Origin of the sequence: Lysinibacillus sp. CD3-6 (genome assembly GCF_006351725.2) — a bacterium.
Taxonomy (GTDB): Bacteria; Bacillota; Bacilli; order Bacillales_A; family Planococcaceae; genus Lysinibacillus.
On record NZ_CP085880.1, the window covers coordinates 3,304,797 to 3,323,054 of the forward strand.

The 18,258-nt window shown below is 37.9% G+C and carries 18 protein-coding genes; 4 read left to right on the plus strand and 14 right to left on the minus strand.

The window, feature by feature from the left end; all coding sequences use genetic code 11:
- Positions 1-30: 30 nt before the first annotated feature.
- The gene (locus tag FH508_RS16445; protein WP_172772152.1) at positions 31-2,472 is read right to left on the minus strand and encodes an SF1B family DNA helicase RecD2; all 2,442 of its coding nucleotides are present in this window, start codon (positions 2,470-2,472) and stop codon (positions 31-33) included.
- 191 nt (positions 2,473-2,663) lie between these two features.
- Between FH508_RS16445 and hisA the strand changes: the two genes are divergently transcribed.
- The 3 genes from hisA (at position 2,664) to FH508_RS16460 (ending at position 4,677) form a co-directional block, all read left to right on the plus strand.
- Positions 2,664-3,431, plus strand: coding sequence for a phosphoribosylformimino-5-aminoimidazole carboxamide ribotide isomerase (hisA, locus tag FH508_RS16450; protein ID WP_172772153.1), 768 nt, complete (start codon positions 2,664-2,666; stop codon positions 3,429-3,431).
- On the plus strand, positions 3,428-3,715 hold the full coding sequence (locus FH508_RS16455; protein ID WP_172772154.1) for a hypothetical protein: 288 nt from the start codon (positions 3,428-3,430) through the stop codon (positions 3,713-3,715). The genes hisA and FH508_RS16455 overlap by 4 nt, the downstream gene beginning before the upstream one ends.
- Positions 3,716-3,942: 227 nt before the next feature.
- Positions 3,943-4,677 (plus strand): GTP pyrophosphokinase, encoded by a 735-nt coding sequence (locus FH508_RS16460; RefSeq protein ID WP_172772155.1) that lies wholly within the window; start codon positions 3,943-3,945, stop codon positions 4,675-4,677.
- Positions 4,678-4,901: 224 nt separating this feature from the next.
- Here FH508_RS16460 and FH508_RS16465 read toward each other — a convergent pair whose 3' ends face one another.
- The 4 genes from FH508_RS16465 to cymR form a co-directional block, all read right to left on the minus strand.
- Positions 4,902-5,561, minus strand: coding sequence for a tetratricopeptide repeat protein (locus FH508_RS16465; protein ID WP_172772156.1), 660 nt, complete (start codon positions 5,559-5,561; stop codon positions 4,902-4,904).
- Between the two features lie 141 nt (positions 5,562-5,702).
- Complete coding sequence (gene mnmA, locus FH508_RS16470) at positions 5,703-6,827, minus strand: tRNA 2-thiouridine(34) synthase MnmA (RefSeq protein ID WP_172772157.1); 1,125 nt, start codon at positions 6,825-6,827, stop codon at positions 5,703-5,705.
- Positions 6,828-6,934: 107 nt separating this feature from the next.
- On the minus strand, positions 6,935-8,080 hold the full coding sequence (locus tag FH508_RS16475; RefSeq protein WP_172772158.1) for a cysteine desulfurase family protein: 1,146 nt from the start codon (positions 8,078-8,080) through the stop codon (positions 6,935-6,937).
- A 136-nt stretch (positions 8,081-8,216) separates the two neighbouring features.
- On the minus strand, positions 8,217-8,636 hold the full coding sequence (gene cymR, locus FH508_RS16480; RefSeq protein ID WP_172772159.1) for a cysteine metabolism transcriptional regulator CymR: 420 nt from the start codon (positions 8,634-8,636) through the stop codon (positions 8,217-8,219).
- A 135-nt stretch (positions 8,637-8,771) separates the two neighbouring features.
- Here cymR and FH508_RS16485 point away from each other — a divergent pair, with 135 nt between their 5' ends.
- Complete coding sequence (locus FH508_RS16485; RefSeq protein ID WP_172772160.1) at positions 8,772-10,055, plus strand: replication-associated recombination protein A; 1,284 nt, start codon at positions 8,772-8,774, stop codon at positions 10,053-10,055.
- A gap of 224 nt (positions 10,056-10,279) precedes the next feature.
- On the opposite strand, the gene FH508_RS16490 is transcribed toward FH508_RS16485, so the two are convergent.
- From FH508_RS16490 to eis, 9 genes are all read right to left on the minus strand, one after another.
- Positions 10,280-10,798: a hypothetical protein gene (locus tag FH508_RS16490; RefSeq protein WP_172772161.1), complete on the minus strand. Its 519-nt coding sequence runs from the start codon at positions 10,796-10,798 to the stop codon at positions 10,280-10,282.
- Positions 10,799-11,019: 221 nt separating this feature from the next.
- The gene (locus FH508_RS16495) at positions 11,020-11,406 is read right to left on the minus strand and encodes a hypothetical protein (protein ID WP_172772162.1); all 387 of its coding nucleotides are present in this window, start codon (positions 11,404-11,406) and stop codon (positions 11,020-11,022) included.
- Positions 11,407-11,697: 291 nt separating this feature from the next.
- Positions 11,698-12,459, minus strand: coding sequence for a tRNA threonylcarbamoyladenosine dehydratase (locus FH508_RS16500; protein ID WP_172772163.1), 762 nt, complete (start codon positions 12,457-12,459; stop codon positions 11,698-11,700).
- A gap of 167 nt (positions 12,460-12,626) precedes the next feature.
- A complete protein-coding gene (locus FH508_RS16505) occupies positions 12,627-13,613 on the minus strand; it encodes an N-acetylglucosamine kinase (RefSeq protein WP_172772164.1) in 987 nt (328 codons plus the stop codon).
- 72 nt (positions 13,614-13,685) lie between these two features.
- The gene (locus FH508_RS16510; protein WP_172772165.1) at positions 13,686-14,768 is read right to left on the minus strand and encodes a DUF871 domain-containing protein; all 1,083 of its coding nucleotides are present in this window, start codon (positions 14,766-14,768) and stop codon (positions 13,686-13,688) included.
- 26 nt (positions 14,769-14,794) lie between these two features.
- Entirely contained in the window at positions 14,795-16,117 is a 1,323-nt protein-coding gene (locus tag FH508_RS16515; protein WP_172772166.1) for a PTS sugar transporter subunit IIC, read from the minus strand.
- Positions 16,118-16,163: 46 nt separating this feature from the next.
- Positions 16,164-16,484: a PTS sugar transporter subunit IIA gene (locus FH508_RS16520; RefSeq protein ID WP_172772167.1), complete on the minus strand. Its 321-nt coding sequence runs from the start codon at positions 16,482-16,484 to the stop codon at positions 16,164-16,166.
- Positions 16,485-16,496: 12 nt separating this feature from the next.
- Entirely contained in the window at positions 16,497-16,808 is a 312-nt protein-coding gene (locus FH508_RS16525; RefSeq protein WP_172772168.1) for a PTS sugar transporter subunit IIB, read from the minus strand.
- Positions 16,809-17,070: 262 nt separating this feature from the next.
- Positions 17,071-18,246 (minus strand): GNAT family N-acetyltransferase, encoded by a 1,176-nt coding sequence (gene eis, locus FH508_RS16530; protein WP_172772169.1) that lies wholly within the window; start codon positions 18,244-18,246, stop codon positions 17,071-17,073.
- Positions 18,247-18,258: the final 12 nt, after the last annotated feature.

Below are 18,258 nucleotides of genomic sequence, written 5' to 3' on the forward strand. Positions count from 1 at the left end.
TTCTTCACCTCATAAAACTTATTTCGATTTTTAGTTATCCATAAAATCATATGGAGAAATGCCATCCATTCCAATCATTGGATGTATATATGGTAATGTCTCTACTGTTAGCTGTAGAACAGTCACAGGCTCGTCTTGTCGTTCTTCTCCAATTGTCTCCTCTGACATCTCCTTCACTTCATTGACCTCATCTGGAGATGCATCCATTGGATTAAGTCGTGCTCGCAAAGACGTGAACCGTTGTAAATCATCTGTACGCTGTAAGCCATTAGCTAGCACATCAGGCTCACCGCATAAAATTAAGAAATTTTTCGCCCGCGTAATTCCAGTATATAACAAATTACGACGTAGCATTTTAGAATAGCCACGAACAACAGGCATAATCACCGTTTGAAATTCAGAGCCCTGCGATTTATGAATCGAACAACAATACGCTAGGGTTAATTGATTAAGATCGCTCCGTTGGTACGTTACCTCAATACCATCAAATGACACGACAAGCAAATCCTGCTTTTCAATCGTTTCTTTAGCTTTAATAATACTAATGACTTCCCCCATATCGCCGTTAAAGACATTGCTTTCTGGCTGGTTGACAAGCTGTAGCACCTTGTCCTTAATTCGATACGTTACATCACCAAAAATAAGCTCTTTTCTTGTACCTGTATCATTCGGATTAACAAGGTCTTGAATCATTTTATTTAAATTATCAATGCCTGCTGGCCCTTTATACATCGGTGCTAAAACTTGTATATTACGTATTTCTTGCCCTTTCGCTACAGCACTTTTTACAACTTGCGTTACGACATTTGCTACTTGATCGGGTGAAGCTTTAATAAATGAACGATCAGACGTTTTCATCGTCAAATCATTTGGTATTGTCCCCCGCTTAATTTGATGGGCAAGCTCTATAATTGTCGAACCTTCCGCCTGTCGATAAACATCCGTCAGTTCAACTGTTGGAATTTGTTGTGAGGCAAGTAAATCTTTGAGTACTTGTCCAGGGCCTACTGGTGGTAACTGATCCTGGTCACCTACAAAAACAACTTGAACATCTTCATGTAGTGATTTTAATAACTGATGGGCAAGCCATGTATCAACCATTGACATTTCATCGACAATAATAAGTTTCCCTGTAACCTCTCGCTCGGTTTCTTCTTCCTTCTCCTGTCCTGTAAAACCTAGCAAGCGGTGGATTGTCATAGCAGGTAGCTCTGTGGACTCTGCTAAACGTTTAGCAGCTCTTCCTGTTGGTGCACATAAAATAATAGGAAACGGTTCTTCTTTTTGCGCATACTCCTTAGGATTTAATGAAAGACCGTGAAGCTTTGCATAGACTTCCACAATGCCTCTAACAACAGTCGTTTTTCCTGTACCAGGACCACCCGTCAAAATCATCACAGCTGAATTAAGAGCCTGTTCTATCGCAAAAGCTTGTGTTTCTGCATACGTAACATTTAAAAACGCTTCCGTATCCCCAATCGCCTTGCGAATTTCATCTTTACTAAAATGCTTAGCCTGACTATTTCGTTCAGTTAACGCAATAATTTTTGACGCAATGCCTATTTCCGAAAAATATAAGGAAGGCAAATAAAGTCTTGTTTCTTCTCCATATATTTTATTTTCCTCACGCATCTCAATACAAGCTTTAGAAATTGCTTCATACGGAATTTCTTGACGTTGGCTTTGCTCAAGCATATCTTTCACTTGCGGTAAGACATGCTCAGCATCCAAATATACATGACCATCCGATAAAGCAGCTGTATTTAGAGTATGTAAAATCGCAGCCTTAATACGGTCAGGGTGATTACCAGTAATCCCTAATTTTGCACCAAGCTCATCTGCACGGAAAAAACCAACTCCGTCCACATCTTCAATGAGGCGATAAGGATTTTCAGTCAAAAAATCAATCGTTTCTGTACGGTATGTTTGATAAATTTTCATTCCGAGCTGTGGACCAAATCCCCATTCATTCAATTGAATCATAACACGCTCTAATCCAAGATTTTGCTCAATCGTGCGATGAATGACTTCCTTTTTTTCAGCCGATAATCGAGGTACAACATCAAGCACATTTGGATCTTCTAATATACGACGGATTGTATTGGCACCAAGCTTTTCAACAATTGTTTCAGCAGTTTTCTTCCCTATCCCCACAAATAAATCACTTGATAAGTAATGAACAATTCCTTGCTCAGTTGCGGGCACTTCTTTTGTAAACGTCTCAACTTGAAATTGTACACCATATTTTGGATGTTGTCTCATAATTCCTGTAAAACGATATTGTTCGTCCATTTGCAGTTGCGGGAAATAACCAACAACAATAATTTCCTTATCATCATATTGCAAATTTGTTTCTTGAATTTTCACACGTACAATAGAATACATATTTTGAGGATTATGAAAAATAGACACAATAGGACGGCCGAGAATAAATAGCTTATTCAACTCAAATAAATCTAGATTTTCTGTCATTTTCGATTCGTCCCCTTCTCGTTTATTTCAATCTTATTATTTTACCACAGCACGTTAAGAAATATCGTTTTCACAAGAAAAACGTAAAAATTTTTAACATTATTTTGACAAATGAAGATTTACAGCTAATTTATTTCTAACCATGCTATGATAGATACTATGAACTTGTTGTTGGAAGGATTGTGAAGCTATTGGAATTTAGACCTTGTATCGATTTACACGATGGCAAAGTAAAACAAATTGTTGGAAGTACATTAGGACATACAGATCAAGAAGTTATCGAAAATTTCATTTCAGATTTTGACTCTAGCTATTATGCTAACATGTTTGCAAAAGATCAATTAGTTGGTGGTCATGTCATCATGCTTGGCAATGGCAATGAACAAGCCGCAATCGCAGCATTAGCAGCATTTCCAGGAGGCCTACAAGTCGGGGGCGGTATTACTTCAGAAAACGCAAAAAAATACATAGATGCAGGTGCCTCTCATGTTATCGTGACATCCTATATCTTTCATGATGGAAAACTCGACATTAATCGTTTAGAGCAACTAGTTAATACCATTGGGAAAAAGCATCTCGTAATTGACCTTAGCTGTAGAATGCGCGATAACAAATGGTTTGTTGTAACTGATAAATGGACGAAGTTTAGTGACTTCGAAGTGAATGCAAAGACCATTGCCTATATCGAAGGATTTTGTGATGAATTACTGATTCACGCCGTCGATGTTGAAGGAAAAAAAGGTGGTATACAAGAAAACCTTGTACGAGATTTGGCTGCTTGGACATCCATTCCAACAACCTATGCTGGCGGAGTTCGTTCTTTAGAGGACTTAGAAAAATTTAAAGCAATTTCTAATAATAAGCTTCATGTCACAATTGGTAGCTCCCTTTCTATTTTCGGTGGAGATTTACCATATACTAAGGTTGTAAATTATTGTAAAAAAGGCGGGGTACTGTGAAATTAATTTATAAAGACTTTGTTTTTCCATTTGAAAAGACAAATTTAGAACGCATTATTGATAGAAAATATTTCAAGGTGAATACGTTGGATGATTCTTTATCATTACAAATTCAACTTGATAACGAACAAATGTTACTTGAGTTTTCTAAATCATTAAAAGCAACTTGTGGTTTCCTTCTCGATCAAGAAACCGAGCCATATATCGGTACTTATATTGACTTACAGCTTTTCGTTGATGAGTTCAATAAACGTTACAATTTAGACGCTAAAATACTTGTTTAAAATAATATAAACGTAGATAAAAAATACTTCGAGAGAAACACTTTTCGAGGTATTTTTTCTTTTTCAAAGCGGAAAACATTTCTTGTTAAAGGAATTCCGACATGCTTTTGCTAGAGCACAAATTTTTATTTATCCTTTCTTTTTGTTAAGCTTGAAAGTAGGCATACTAATATTATTGCTCTATCATGACTAGAACGATTTTTTCGGAAGAAAGGATTTATTATAATATGAAAAACGAACTCGAAGCTATCACTTATAAAACACTTCAAACAGAGCTTACCCGCTTTTTCCTTGCATACAAATTTGCATTAAATGAAGTTGAAACGAAAATCAATATTTTACAAGAAGAATTTAAGCTCATTCATGAATATAATCCAATTGAACATGTCTCGACTCGCGTGAAATCGCCAAAAAGCATTTTATTAAAGATGCAGAAAAAAGAGCTACCGCCTGCTATTGAAAGTATTCGCGATAATATTCGTGATATCGCAGGCCTCCGCATTACGTGCTCTTTTGTTGAAGATATATACAAAGTAAGTGCGATGCTTCAAGCACAAAATGATATTGAAGTCGTCGATGTAAAAGACTATATTGCGTATCCAAAAGAAAACGGCTACCAAAGCCTACATCTTATTATTAAAATTCCAATCTTTATGTCCGATCGTATGGAAAAAGTTTATACGGAAATTCAAATTCGTACGATTGCAATGGATTTTTGGGCAAGTCTCGAACATAAAATTTATTATAAGTATAATAAAGAAGTGCCTGCCCATATTCGCATGGAATTAAAAGAGGCGGCATTACAAGCTGCAGAATTAGATCGTAAAATGGAGCGGCTCAATAAAGAAATCAATATTTTAAAGGAAAATGAGGCAGAATCCTCACTTTTAGATACCACACCTGTTGCGCATTTAGCACAATACTTATCACAGCTCACATTTGACAGGAAAGACAGTAAATAATTGATCGAATAGCAAAATTAAATGTAATAAAATTTCAAGATGCCACCAGTTGATGAAACGAAGGCGATGATTCATGCGGAAACGCACGCATAGTAAGACGCAACAACTCTTGCGTTAGCGAGGGTTGTTGCTGACAGTGTGCCCGCGGAAGTCAACGGTATAGCAAAAAAGTGTTAGATTGATGGCAGTCAATCTAACACTTTTTCTCTTTGGTTCAAGCTACTTTAGTTAAACCGTTGTGCAATCATATCGTAAATATAGCGCGCTTGGTCATATTCTGGTTGGAGTGTAAATGCCTGCTTCAAATGATACATAGCATCTTCTGTTTGTTCTGTAGAAACTGCATATAGAACCCCTAAATTATAATGCGCATCTGCATTATTCCAATCCAGCTCGATTAAATAATCTAATTCCTTCTTACCTTCTTCGAACATTTCTAAAGCACATAGCACGATCGCATATGCAAGGCGAATTTGCGTATCTTCAGGTGCAATCTCCGCCGCACGTTGTAAATACGGCAATGCAAGCTTTGGATTTTCCATTCTTTCAAAACATTTGCCCATCATATAATAAACATCTGCACCTGCTATTTTATGCTGTACCGCTAGCTCATAAAGTTTTAGCGCTTCAGGATAGCGTTCCGCATTATAATATAAATTAGCTAAGCCATAATATGCTGTAGCTGCTGTTTCGTCAACAGTGATTGCCTTTTGAAAAAAGCGTTCTGCTCGTTCTGTATCTTCTAGTACGGCTAATAAATTCCCAAAGTTTACATAGCCAATTGCATTGTCAGGTTCTGCTTCTATAGCTTTCGTAAATAGTTGTGCAGCATCCTCATAACGCTTTTCTTGGAACGCTTGTATGCCCTGCTCGTTCAAATCCAAATTATTTCACCTCTATGTAGCGAAAAGACTGCAAATCCTATCGCTTATTCGTTTACACTAAGTGACTCCATCTACTTAATGCATCTTCTTATCTCCTAAGAACATTAACAGAGCTCAGTATCTTTGCAGTCTTTCCACAAGTTATCCAACATATGTTAGTTTTTCATTACTTTTAAACACTTCATCAATTGTACCGCCACCTAAGCACACTTCGCCGTCATATAAAACAACAGCCTGTCCTGGTGTAATGGCGCGTACTGGTTCAGCAAACACAATATGTGCACGGCCATCTTCTAAAATTTCTACCTCAACAGGCGTGTCTGTTTGTCGGTAGCGGAATTTCGCAGTGCAAGAAAATTTCCCGGGCAATTTTTTTGTCGAAGTATAGCCCATTTTCACAGCTGTAAGGGAAGTTGAGTATAAAGCTTCGTGGTCGAACCCTTGGCCAACAAGTAGCACATTACGTGCTAAATCTTTACCAAGTACAAACCAAGGCTCACCGTCTCCGCCTATACCAAGACCATGACGTTGACCTAATGTGTAGTACATTAAACCATCATGTTGTCCCATCACTACGCCGTCCATTGTTTCCATATTGCCTGGTTGAGCAGGTAAATATTGACTTAAAAACTCTTTAAAATTTCGTTCCCCAATAAAGCAAATGCCAGTAGAATCTTTTTTCTTTGCTGTTGCAAGACCTGCTTCTTCTGCAATTTTGCGCACTTCTTTTTTCTCAATATCTCCTATTGGGAACATTACATGTGCTAGTTGCTCTTGCGATAATTGGTTAAGGAAATATGTTTGATCCTTATTATCATCAACACCACGAAGCATCCGTACTTCGCCATCACCATTACGATCAATTCGTGCATAATGTCCTGTTGCCAAGTAGTCTGCCCCAAGATTCATAGCGTGTTCTAGGAATGCTTTAAATTTTATTTCTTTATTGCACATTACATCGGGGTTAGGTGTGCGTCCCGCTTTATATTCTTCTAAAAAGTATGTGAAAACTTTATCCCAATATTGCTTTTCAAAATTTACTGCATAATAGGGAATGCCAATTTGATTACATACTTTAATTACATCTTCATAATCTTCTGTTGCTGTACAAACGCCATTTTCGTCTTTATCATCCCAGTTTTTCATAAAAATACCAATCACTTCATACCCTTGTTGCTTTAACATATATGCAGCAACTGAAGAGTCTACCCCACCTGACATGCCGACGACGACACGAATTTCCGATGGGTCACGTGTTTCGATCATTGTGGTCACCTTTTCTTTTTAATCAATTCATATAAACCAAACTCTAATGCTATGCAAACTTACATCGCATTTTATTCATTCGGTTTAAATTGATAGTAATTAACAAATTATTTTGCTAGCTTCTTTACAATTGCTGCTGTTTTTTCTGCCGCTTGGCGGACAACCTCTTCTGTTAGATCTTGTCCAAAGCTAAAGCGAATAGAGTTGCGTAACTCCTCTGCCCCTTTGCCGTACATAGCAACTAACACATGTGAAGGATCAATCGTACCAGCTGTGCATGCAGAACCGCTCGATGCACAAATACCAGCCATATCTAGATTCACTAAAAATGACTCTACCTCCATATTGGCAAAGCTGACATTTAAGACGTGCGGCAGGACATTTTGAGTATCGCCATTGACATGAAATACTAGCTTTTCATGTGTAAAAACTTCAAGCATAATTTGTTTAAAGCGATTGTACAGTGTTCGCTTACTTTCGCGCAACTGACTTGCATTTTCTGCGGCTGTAGCAAAGCCAATAACAGCAGGAATATTTTCGGTACCAGCACGACGTTTTTTCTCCTGCGAACCACCTAACGCATAGCTTGTAAGTGGTGTCCCAGTTTTCTGATAAAGGAAGCCAATCCCTTTTGGTCCATTAATCTTATGCGCAGATACGCTTAATAAATCAACTTGCAAAGCTGCTACATCAATTTTCTCTAAGCCATACGCCTGAACAGCATCTGTATGAAACGTCGCTTTATGCTCCCGCAACAACTCACCTATTTCTGCAATTGGTTGAATTGAACCAACTTCGTTATTACCATACATAATTGTTACTAGGATAGTATCATCACGTAACGCCTTTTGTACCGCTTCAACAGTTATGCGTCCATGCGCATCAACTGGTAAATACGTCACTTCAAAGCCATCTCGTTCCAGCTTCTCACAAGTATGTAACACCGCATGATGTTCGATTTGAGTTGTAATAACGTGCTTACCTTCAGCAGCTCGGGCAGTAACCGTTCCAATGATTGCCAGATTATCAGCTTCTGTACCACCACTAGTTAAAATAATTTCCCCTGGCTTTGCACCTATAGATTGTGCAAGTACATCACGTGCATTATCTAAATGTTTGCGCGCCTCTCGTCCTACTCCGTGAATACTTGATGCATTTCCAAATACATCTCGCATCGCTAAAGTCATGGCGTCTATTACCTTGTCGTTCATCGGGGATGTCGCCGCATGATCAAGATAGATATATGAATTCATGTTGAAAACTCCTTTATACAAAAACACTAAAGCACAGTTCACCTAAATGGCTTTAGCACTGCATGTTACACGGTAAATTTATGTAGTGTGCATGCCAGCGTCTCTAAACCTTTGGAGGTGCTTTAGCCTAGAAATATTAAATATAGAACATATAGCCGTCTGTTACATTTTCCTCTGTATACTGTGCTAAATCTTCAATTGTCGTTGTATCTAATACATTTTTCACAGCATCACGAATTCGTAGCCATAGCTCACGTTGCGGTGCTTCCTCATTTTCGATACCTTCAACAGGCTGAATCGGTCCTTCTAATACACTAATTACATTGGCTGCTGAGATCTCACTTGGTGGATTTGCAAGCATGTAACCACCATAAGCTCCGCGCACACTTTTTACCAAGCCTGAATTGCGCAATGGCGATACAAGTTGCTCTAAGTACGCTTCAGAAAGCTCCTTTTCAGCAGCAATTTTGCGTAATGGAATTGGCCCTTCACCATAATGCTTTGCCAATTCAATCATAATCGTGAGACCGTAACGGCCCTTTGTAGAAATTTTCATTTTATCACCCTCAATTAGTCTAGTCAAAATACTACCAACAGTATATCATAATCTCCTCTTGAAGAACTCGGAAATACTCTTGGAAGGTTATGATATACTATCTTTTAGAACAAACGTACGAAAGGGGATATTCTTTTGCATAACGAACCACTTGCATATCGGATGCGCCCATTAACGCTCAACGAAATCATAGGTCAACAAGATTTTGTCGGTCCTGATACTGCTCTATACAAAATGATTCAAAACGGACATGTTCCTTCCATGTTATTGTACGGTGAGCCTGGCATCGGTAAAACATCTATTGCAAATGCCATTGCTGGAAGCTCTAAACTACCCTTTTTCGCACTTAATGCGACACGGGCGGGCAAAAAAGACGTAGAAGATATTGTCCAAGAAGCGCGAATTTCTGGAAAAGTTATACTGTTTCTAGATGAGATACATCGTTTCAATAAATTACAACAGGATACATTATTACCACATGTAGAAAATGGCTCTATCGTTTTAATAGGTGCCACAACAGAAAATCCATACCATGATGTCAATCCCGCTATTCGTTCACGTTGCGGAGAAATTCATCAGTTAAAAAAATTAACTACTGCAAATTTAGTAGAACTTATTCAAAAGGCACTTACTGACGACAAACGCGGATTAGGAAAATATCATTTTGCATTGACAGATTCTCAAATTGAACAAATTGCTACTGCAGCTAATGGTGATGCACGTAAGGCACTAACATTGCTCGAATCGATTTACTATGCAAGTGATGAAGTGAATGGACAAACAATAGCTTCTGACCATATTTTAGAGCATCTTATTGGCAGAATTGGTGTGTACGGGGATAAAAATGGCTCACACTTTTATAACTTGCTGTCCGCTTTACAAAAATCGGTACGTGGAAGTGATACGAATGCGGCATTGTATTATTTAGCACATTTACTTGAAACGGGTGATTTAGTTGCAGTTAGTCGTCGTTTACTCGTCATGGCCTATGAGGATATTGGTCTTGCTAACCCCCAAGTAGGTGCTCATATGCTTGCAGCTGTTCAAGCAGCAGAACGTCTAGGATTACCTGAAGCAAGGATTCCACTAGCAAGTGCTGTAATCGAAATGTGCCTTGCTTCAAAATCAAATTCGGCCATTTCTGCGATTGATGCTGCGATTGCAAGCATCCATGAAGGTAAAACGGGAGATATTCCACACCATTTACGCGATGCTCATTATGAAGGTGCCAAAGATTTAGGGCATGTTGGTTATCAATATCCGCATAACAGTCCAATTGGTACTTTTGGTGGCTGGGTAGATCAACAATATTTACCAGACGAGCTTGTTGGTACAGAATTTTATAAACCTGTTATTGCAGGTGAAGAAAAACGAATGGCAAGTATTTACGACAAGCTTAAATCCTTCCATAAGAAATAAAGTGCCAGGCACACACAATTTACCTATTAATAAAAATCTAAGTAGACTGCGGCGAGAACGCGCAGTCCGTAAGGCGCAACCTATGGTGGAACAGCAGGGTTGCGTCTTACTTTATGCCTGTGAAAACGTCGTGGAGTGACAGGCACGGAAACAATTGCTGCTATCCCCCCATTACAAAAAGAAAACCATTGTCGATATACTGCTCGACAATGGTAATAATTCATTTAATTATTTGATTCCTTCTCAACAAACCATTTAAATTGCTGTAAACATTGCTTGACGTCACCTTTTTGGGCAAGTACTTCTTCTCTCAAAGCAGCTACTTTATCATCATCTTTTATTACCTCACCATATAGGGCAATAATTGCAGCTAATAACTCCTCATTCTCTTCCTGTTCAATACTTGGTAAAGAACGGGCGGCGATTGTTAATAATCGTCCTACTTTTTCAGGCGTTTTTTGTAGCTCATTTGAAGAATAATAAGTAGATGCAGCTAAAAAATAACATAGCTTCGCACTACAATCTATAAACAGATGCCAATATGTATTGGCTTTCGGTAGTTCACCTGCTTTAGCAACTAAATATTCCTTATAAAAGGTTGTAGCTTGTGTATATAAAGGCGTTAAAGCTCTCATGGCTTTTGTGTAATTATTAGACGTATCTAAATAATCAAATACAGTACTATTCATTTTTTCTTGAAGTTTTACAATATCTAAATGTTCACGAATTACTTGTATTTCCATTTTCCCACTCTCCCATGTTCTCATTTGTTTTATCAAACGCCATTTCCACTTCCCCTAAGTAGATTTGAACATTCCAAACAAGCTGACCTATTAACTATATATATTGGAATTATTCAAATTATAGCAATAAACCAAAAGAAGAAGTGAGCACATGAAAAAAATAAGGCAATTCCGTGAATTATTAGCATTTTGTGTACGTAAGATTAATTATTTTGGTAAAATTAAACTCTTTGTATATAGTAATCGAACAAAAATTGTTCCTTTTCTCGATCGATTATTTCGATGATGCGACCGTCTGCATATTTTTTAATTCTTTGTTTTGGACAATAAAAATATGCATTATTTGTAATGAGCCATTGGCTTAACGTTAGCTCTGTCGCTGGTTGCTGTTCAGTTAAAATTCGTTTATGCCGAAGTATATCCGCCATTTTGTAAAAACCATCAGATAATTCATAAGCAGATACATCAAAATTAAAAACAGGTGTCACTACCTGTCCTACATCAAAAATATGTATCGTCTTTCTCTCCTCATCAATCGCTAATTCCACTGTGCTAATTTCATCGAATAGATTCAATCCTCTATATTCCATTTGATAAATTTGCTCCATTATTAATGAATGCCCCCTCTTTTATAACAGCCCTATTGTATCATAGAAAAAGTGAAGGTCTGTCTCGTAAGTAACATAAGGGAGCATTTTTAGTCATTTCTCCTACTGATTTTCTTGTCATAAAAGAAAAGAATCTACATGTCGTCTCTCAAAAAAGTAAGCTAGCTCTTACCTACAGCTATTATGCGCAGGTATAAACTCACAACTTTCCCAAGGAAAACTTTGTAGATTCCTCTTTTCATTAACATTTAAGTGCTTTGAAATTCAATATACTAAATACAAAATAAATCCTCAGCCTTGTACGCGAGTAATTTTCACATCTTCTACAATTTTATTGACTACCCAGCTTGCTGCTATTAAACCTGCAACAGAAGGGACAAATGCGTTAGAAGATGGCGGCATTTTCGCCTTGCGGATAGCGGCATCAGGTTTTCCAACATGCTCGACGACATCTGGACGTACGACAATCGGACTTTCATCAGAGAAAACTACTGTTACCCCTTTATGAATACCATCTTTTCGTAATTTTGTACGAATAACTTTCGCTAATGGATCTGTGTGCGTTTTTGAAATATCCGCGATTTTGAAGCGTGTTGGGTCCATTTTATTGGCAGCACCCATACTTGAAATAATGGGGATGTTACGTTTTAAACATTCTTTCATTATGTGAATTTTATAAATCACAGTATCGCTCGCGTCTATAACATAGTCGATGCCTTGTGCAAAAAATTCCTCATATGTTTCTTCCGTGTAAAACATATGCATATCAATTACTTCACATTCAGGATTAATATCAGCAATACGCTCTTTCATAACGCCAGATTTGGATTTTCCTACAGTTGAAAGATACGCTACTAATTGACGGTTAACATTCGTAATATCTACATTATCTTTATCAACTAAAATAATGCGACCGATACCACTACGAGCACATGCTTCTGCAGCAAATGAACCGACGCCACCGACACCTAGAATGGCTACTGTTGTATTTTTTAATTTTTCGAGTCCCTCTGTACCTATCGCGAGCTCGTTACGAGAAAATTGATGTAACATCCTTACACTCTCCATCTATCTAATTTTTATTAGTAAACCTAGTTATATACTAAGATAAAATCAAACCTATATTACATTCTATCATGATATTGTTCAAGTGGAAATTCTCAAAAAGAACAAGCGCTATTGATGTACTAAAAAATTTCGCATAGATGCCTTTTATTTACTTATTCGTCATTATCCCATAGCTTAAAGCTTGCTTGAAACGATTCAACAAATGACATATCTAGTTGGATGTTCGCTTGTTTAAAGGCTCCAACAACCGCCCCACCAATAGGCTCTAAAACAGGTAATATAAACTGCATTGGCAACTGATCTGCTAACGCTAATTGTTCCAGGTGTGAAACAATAGTTGGATTATTTGAAAACACACTACCCGCTAATACTACAGAAACATCTTCTCGCCCCCATAGCATGCTTCCATAACATGTTTTTATCGCTTTATAGTATTTGACACATGCTTCTTTTAAAATGGCTTGAGCTATACTATCCCCTTTATCCGCAACTTGAAATACATATTTGCCTAGTGGTGCGATCACTGTTCTAGGATGCTGTTCCCCATAAATATGGGCGATTAATTGCGGCACACAATCAACCGCGAAATGTTGTAGCACGACATCTGTTAACGCTGTTGGCTGTGCCCGCTGATCATAGCTCTGAAAAATAGCCTTTAGCGCCTGAATTCCTAAATCATAGCCACTTCCCTCATCATCAAATAAGTACCCCCAGCCACCGACACGATTGACCGAATGTTGATAATTAAATCCCATCGTTATCGCACCCGTACCTGCAATTTGGACAATCCCTTCTTGTCCCATCGTGCCAGCATATAGCGCGATTAATGCGTCATTTTCGATAACAATGTGCGTCTTCTTATCAACATATTGACGAATAATACGTTCTACTATATCTTCAGCTTGCCGTTCCTTCACCCCAGCCATTCCTGCAAAGCAACTATGTATTGCCGTAAAGCTTTGTGGCGTTTGCTCCTGCAATTTCTGTAACAATCCATGAATCGTTGCTTCAAAATCATGTGCTTCCATTGCAGTAGGGTTACTACGTGATGTCATCACCTTACCATAAATAGTGCCATGTTCGTCACAAATAACTGCACATGTTTTTGTACCTCCACCATCTATCGCTAGCACATACATCCTATTTGCCCCTTTCTATAAAAAAAGGATTAAGCACATACAATCGTCGGCTTAATCCTCCTCTTAGTTCAATTATTTTGTAAAACCGAATGATGCCCATGGTTGAATTTGTGCTAGTAAAAAACGCTCTTCTTCCACTACCTTGGCCACTACATTTGTAGAACCAGCATTCGGCATTTCCTTTAATACTACTTGTAGCTCCCCTTTATAGCGCACATCTAAATTATTATCGATGGTAACATCACCTAACTGCAAAACATGCGTATCGTGGGCTGGGAAATCCCCATTTTTATATTTTACGCGCGATTGTGTACTACGAATAACGTAATCTGATACATCGCCACGATTAAAATGAGGTTCTTTAAATAAAATGGCTTCTTCTAAAACCGTCGTTTCTGAGGATGGGACAACTTTCAGCTCCAACTTATGTCGATTTAATTGCCCTAATGCTTTAAGCTCCTCCTCTGAGGCATACATATTACCAATAATACAATCATCGATTAAACCTGTATGCCATAAATCCTTCGCTTGCACTGTAATCGGTAAATCGCGATGCTCTTCAAGTGTTGGTAGGCCGTGCTCTGTTTTTTCCCAAGGTCCGTACAGTGCATGCTGCGAGGAAATCATCGCCGCTGTCCGTATATGGTTGGCTTTAAAATTTTTAGATGTTGCCAGAAAATGCTGTCTTGAAAGACCCGTAAATCGTCTTGGATAAAAATTATGACAGCCTATAATATTGTTATGGTTCGGTTGGTAGGATAATATATTATCCACATATTTCGTTCCATTACTAATATTTAGCTCAATTTTCAACTGACTATCATCGAAAGACATTAACGCTTCCTCTTGACCTGAAAATCCCATATCTAAACGCAATGCCGCCAGATGGTAGTGTTCTTTAAAATAGGCAATATCTTTATACGTTAAGCCTAAATCTTCAAAAACAGCTGGTGCAATATCCGCAGAAATCTCAAAGCCCAGTTGTTTTGCAAAGTAATTGATTTGCTGTAACTTAAGCTTTTCTTCTTCATTATTTAAAGATAGCAAACATGTGAAAATACGGTCAAAACCATTATCGTGTGCTAGCTGAACATACTGTTGCATTTCTTCTAGCGTGCTGTGCTGTGGATAGAGTGAAATTCCTAATCTCCTCAAATGACAATACCTCCAATGCTATGCTATTACACTTCTACTTTTGGAATCTCTGGAGTTATTTCAGGCTGTTGTTCTTGTGCTTGCTCAGCCTTTCTTTCCTGTTGTTTAGCTATACGATTAGCCATTGCAATGAATGGAAGGTAGATACAAACAGAAATAACGATTAACGCTAAACTTAAAACAGCTCCAGTCCAAGATTGTGTCACTAAAAACCCGTTTATTACTGGCGGTGTCGTCCATGGCGCTACAACAGTTGCTGCAGGAACCCAACCCCATTTTGTTACAAAGAATGCAATTGTTACGTTAACCATTGGTGTTAAAATAAACGGAATAAATAAAATTGGATTTAAGACGATTGGTAGACCAAATAATAACGGCTCATTAATATTAAATAGCCCTGGTGCTGCGGACAATTTTCCAACGGTATTGTATTGCTTATTTTTCCTTGCAATAATGAATATCGCAATAATAAGTGCAATTGTCGTACCTGACCCACCCATATTAACGAATGCATCAAAGAATGGCTTATTCACGATATATGGTGCCACTTTGCCAGCAGAAATTGCTGCTACGTTTGCATCAATCGCGGCTGAATTAATCGTTTGCATAAATGGATCGATAATATTCGCACCATGAACGCCTAGCGTCCATAAGAATGCTGGAATAAAAGCTAAAATTATGGCAGCAACCCACGTATTTGTTAAGCCCATAAACGGCTCTTGAATGGCTGAATAGAATGAACCAACAATATCTGGCATATCAAAGCCTGCAGAAATAATTGTACGAACTAATGCAAACACACCAATTGTAATAATAGCTGGCAGCAATGCTGCAAATGATTTCGAAACTGCTGGTGGTACCCCTTCAGGCATTTTTATCAGTAGCTTACTATTACCTGATAATCTACAAAATACTTCAGTAGATAACAACGATACGATAATGGCGATAAATATCCCACCCGTTCCAGTTGTTAAACCTGTTAAACCACCTTCACCAAATGTACCAAATGTCAAATAACTGGAAAGACTAATGACGGCAGCGGAAAGGCCATCCTTGTTATAACTTTTGGCTAAGTTATAGGCAATGGAAACAGCGAGTAACAGTGACAGAATATTGAATGTTGCACTCCAAATATTGCCGCCCCATTGCGTCCATGTTTCATGCTTCCAAATGGAGTCCAGTGCATTTTGATAAAAGTCAATTGGTAAGTTATTAATTAATACAGCTAACGAGCCTACAATTGTCAATGGCATGATTGTAATAAAACCGTCACGAATGGCAACTAAATGACGCTGACTCCCAATCCTAGCAGCTACCGGCACAAATTTTTCTTCTAAAAATCGGAACATTCTACACACTCCCTTTGCTTTTTATTGTGACATCAAATAATTGATGTTACTCCCCTTTGATTTGTTCATACAGTTCAATCATTTCTTGCGCTAAATCACGAAACGTGATGGCATTCATTAGATGATCCTGTGCATGAATTAATAGCATCGATACCTCTACTTTTTCTCCCCTTGCTTCCTGCGTTAACAATGCTGTTTGTGAATGATGAGCTTCAACTAGTGCTTCATTTGCCAGCTTTATTTTTTCCTTTGCTTCACCAATCTGCCCCTTTTTCGCTAACTGAAGTGCTTCCATGCATTCACTTTTCGTATTACCACTATGAACAATCAACCCCATTATGGACTGCATCATTGCTGTTTCTTCCATTAACTTGCCTCCTCACCCAATCAGTTTCAATGCCTGCTTTAAGACATTTTCACCGTTCATCATGCCGTAATCAGCCATATTGATTACATCAATTGGAAAATTCAATTCTTTGAATTTTGCTTCAAATGTTGATTTCAAGTAACGAACTTGTGGGCCAAGTAACAGTACATCTGCCTTCTTGTTTGCTAAAATTTTATCTACCTCACTTTCAGCTATAGCAAAAATATCCGCCTCAATATTTTGTTCTTGTGCAGCCTTCTGCATCTTTGAAACTAGTAAACTCGTGCTCATACCTGCAACACAAACTAACATAATATTTTTCATCGTCAGCACTCCCTCATTGTCTTTTTTTAATTTAGTCCCTTTTAACGAATTGACGACTCTAATGAAATCGCTTTCTTATATTGAGAATAGCACCAATTGGTATATACCACAATATACTTTTTTAGTAATTTTATACCTTTTAAAAGCTAATACATAATTGGGCTATTGCTTCGATACTTGCTAATAAATGGCTTCCCTTAACTGGTATAGTCCAGAAAAAACTTCAAAAAAATTTTCATTTTCTACCTATTTTTGCAGTAAGTTAAAAATATTCGTAAAATTCAGGTCGCTCCGTCGGAATTGCCTGTTGCCAATGACGTATTTCTTCATCATCTAGTACTTTATTCGCAATCGTCACTGCATCCTTCACACTAAGATAGCCGACCATCATCGCAGAAAATAAGTTGATTGGTAATGTTAGCATATGCTTTTTAAACATGGAATTTTCCTCAATTATTGAGACATCTCCATCTTTATTTATCATGAAAATTTGTTCATTCCACGGACAAAAGTGATCCTCTAGACGAACGTACAAAGTTTGCTTTATATCCTTCCAACGGTAGCGTTGCATAAAAGCAAAAGCATCCACGATTCTTACCATGATATCTTGTATAATCTTTTTAGGAAATTGTGGATTATCGAAATTAAAACCGAAATGACTATCATTTGCCGTAATTCCTTCGATTGTGTGGATACTTGCCGCATGTGATGTAATAAAGCGCCATAGTGCTTGTTGTGCTAGATAATCCTTCACAATATAGTCATGGGTTGTAAAGATACCATCTTGAATGGTATAGCGGATATAGCCCGTTATTTTTTGTTCTTGAAAACACACAGCAAAATGACTTTCAGGTGACCTTCTTTCAATGCGCTTCCACCAAGCTGCATCACGTAGCATCGCCCCATTTGTAATGCTTGCTTGGACATTATGAAATTGCTGAATTGCCTCAAACAGATCACTATTCGGCCATTCAAAGCTCATACGTTTTACATCATCTAACTGTTTCCCGAAATGAGGAAAGTGTGAATGAGGTATTGCATAATGTAGTTTGTCAAAAAATAATTCCCAGCCAAAATAACGGTAAAAAGAAACGGAAAAAGGTGCAAGGACGGAAATTGTTTGCCCACGTTGTTGCATTTCCTTTAGTGAAGCCGTCATTAGCTTTTTTATAATACCTTGCTGACGGTACTCAGGATATGTAGCTACAAATCCAATACCACCCATTTCATAGTTTTCACCATGTATCGTCATATTGAGCGGAAGGATTAGCAGTTGCCCAACAACGTTATCGCCATCATAAGCTCCTAAAGTTGTACTATGCTCAATCCAATAATGAAAATCATCGCGCCTAGCACCGCTATATTTATTTGGAAAGCAATAATCCCTTAAACGATGAATTTGTTGGTAATCTTTCGCTGGAACGTTTTTAATATCCATGACGCCCTCCTT

What these genes read in the sequence shown, in the direction of transcription:
- FH508_RS16460 (WP_172772155.1), top strand. Translation starts at nt 3,943, where the DNA reads ATGAAAAACGAACTCGAAGCTATCACTTATAAAACACTTCAAACAGAG.
- FH508_RS16495 (WP_172772162.1), bottom strand. Translation starts at nt 11,406, where the DNA reads ATGGAGCAAATTTATCAAATGGAATATAGAGGATTGAATCTATTCGAT.
- eis (WP_172772169.1), bottom strand. Translation starts at nt 18,246, where the DNA reads ATGGATATTAAAAACGTTCCAGCGAAAGATTACCAACAAATTCATCGT.
- FH508_RS16520 (WP_172772167.1), bottom strand. Translation starts at nt 16,484, where the DNA reads ATGGAAGAAACAGCAATGATGCAGTCCATAATGGGGTTGATTGTTCAT.
- mnmA (WP_172772157.1), bottom strand. Translation starts at nt 6,827, where the DNA reads ATGATCGAAACACGTGACCCATCGGAAATTCGTGTCGTCGTCGGCATG.
- FH508_RS16515 (WP_172772166.1), bottom strand. Translation starts at nt 16,117, where the DNA reads ATGTTCCGATTTTTAGAAGAAAAATTTGTGCCGGTAGCTGCTAGGATT.
- cymR (WP_172772159.1), bottom strand. Translation starts at nt 8,636, where the DNA reads ATGAAAATTTCTACAAAGGGCCGTTACGGTCTCACGATTATGATTGAA.
- FH508_RS16505 (WP_172772164.1), bottom strand. Translation starts at nt 13,613, where the DNA reads ATGTATGTGCTAGCGATAGATGGTGGAGGTACAAAAACATGTGCAGTT.
- FH508_RS16500 (WP_172772163.1), bottom strand. Translation starts at nt 12,459, where the DNA reads ATGTTACATCAATTTTCTCGTAACGAGCTCGCGATAGGTACAGAGGGA.
- FH508_RS16445 (WP_172772152.1), bottom strand. Translation starts at nt 2,472, where the DNA reads ATGACAGAAAATCTAGATTTATTTGAGTTGAATAAGCTATTTATTCTC.
- FH508_RS16475 (WP_172772158.1), bottom strand. Translation starts at nt 8,080, where the DNA reads ATGAATTCATATATCTATCTTGATCATGCGGCGACATCCCCGATGAAC.
- FH508_RS16490 (WP_172772161.1), bottom strand. Translation starts at nt 10,798, where the DNA reads ATGGAAATACAAGTAATTCGTGAACATTTAGATATTGTAAAACTTCAA.
- FH508_RS16525 (WP_172772168.1), bottom strand. Translation starts at nt 16,808, where the DNA reads ATGAAAAATATTATGTTAGTTTGTGTTGCAGGTATGAGCACGAGTTTA.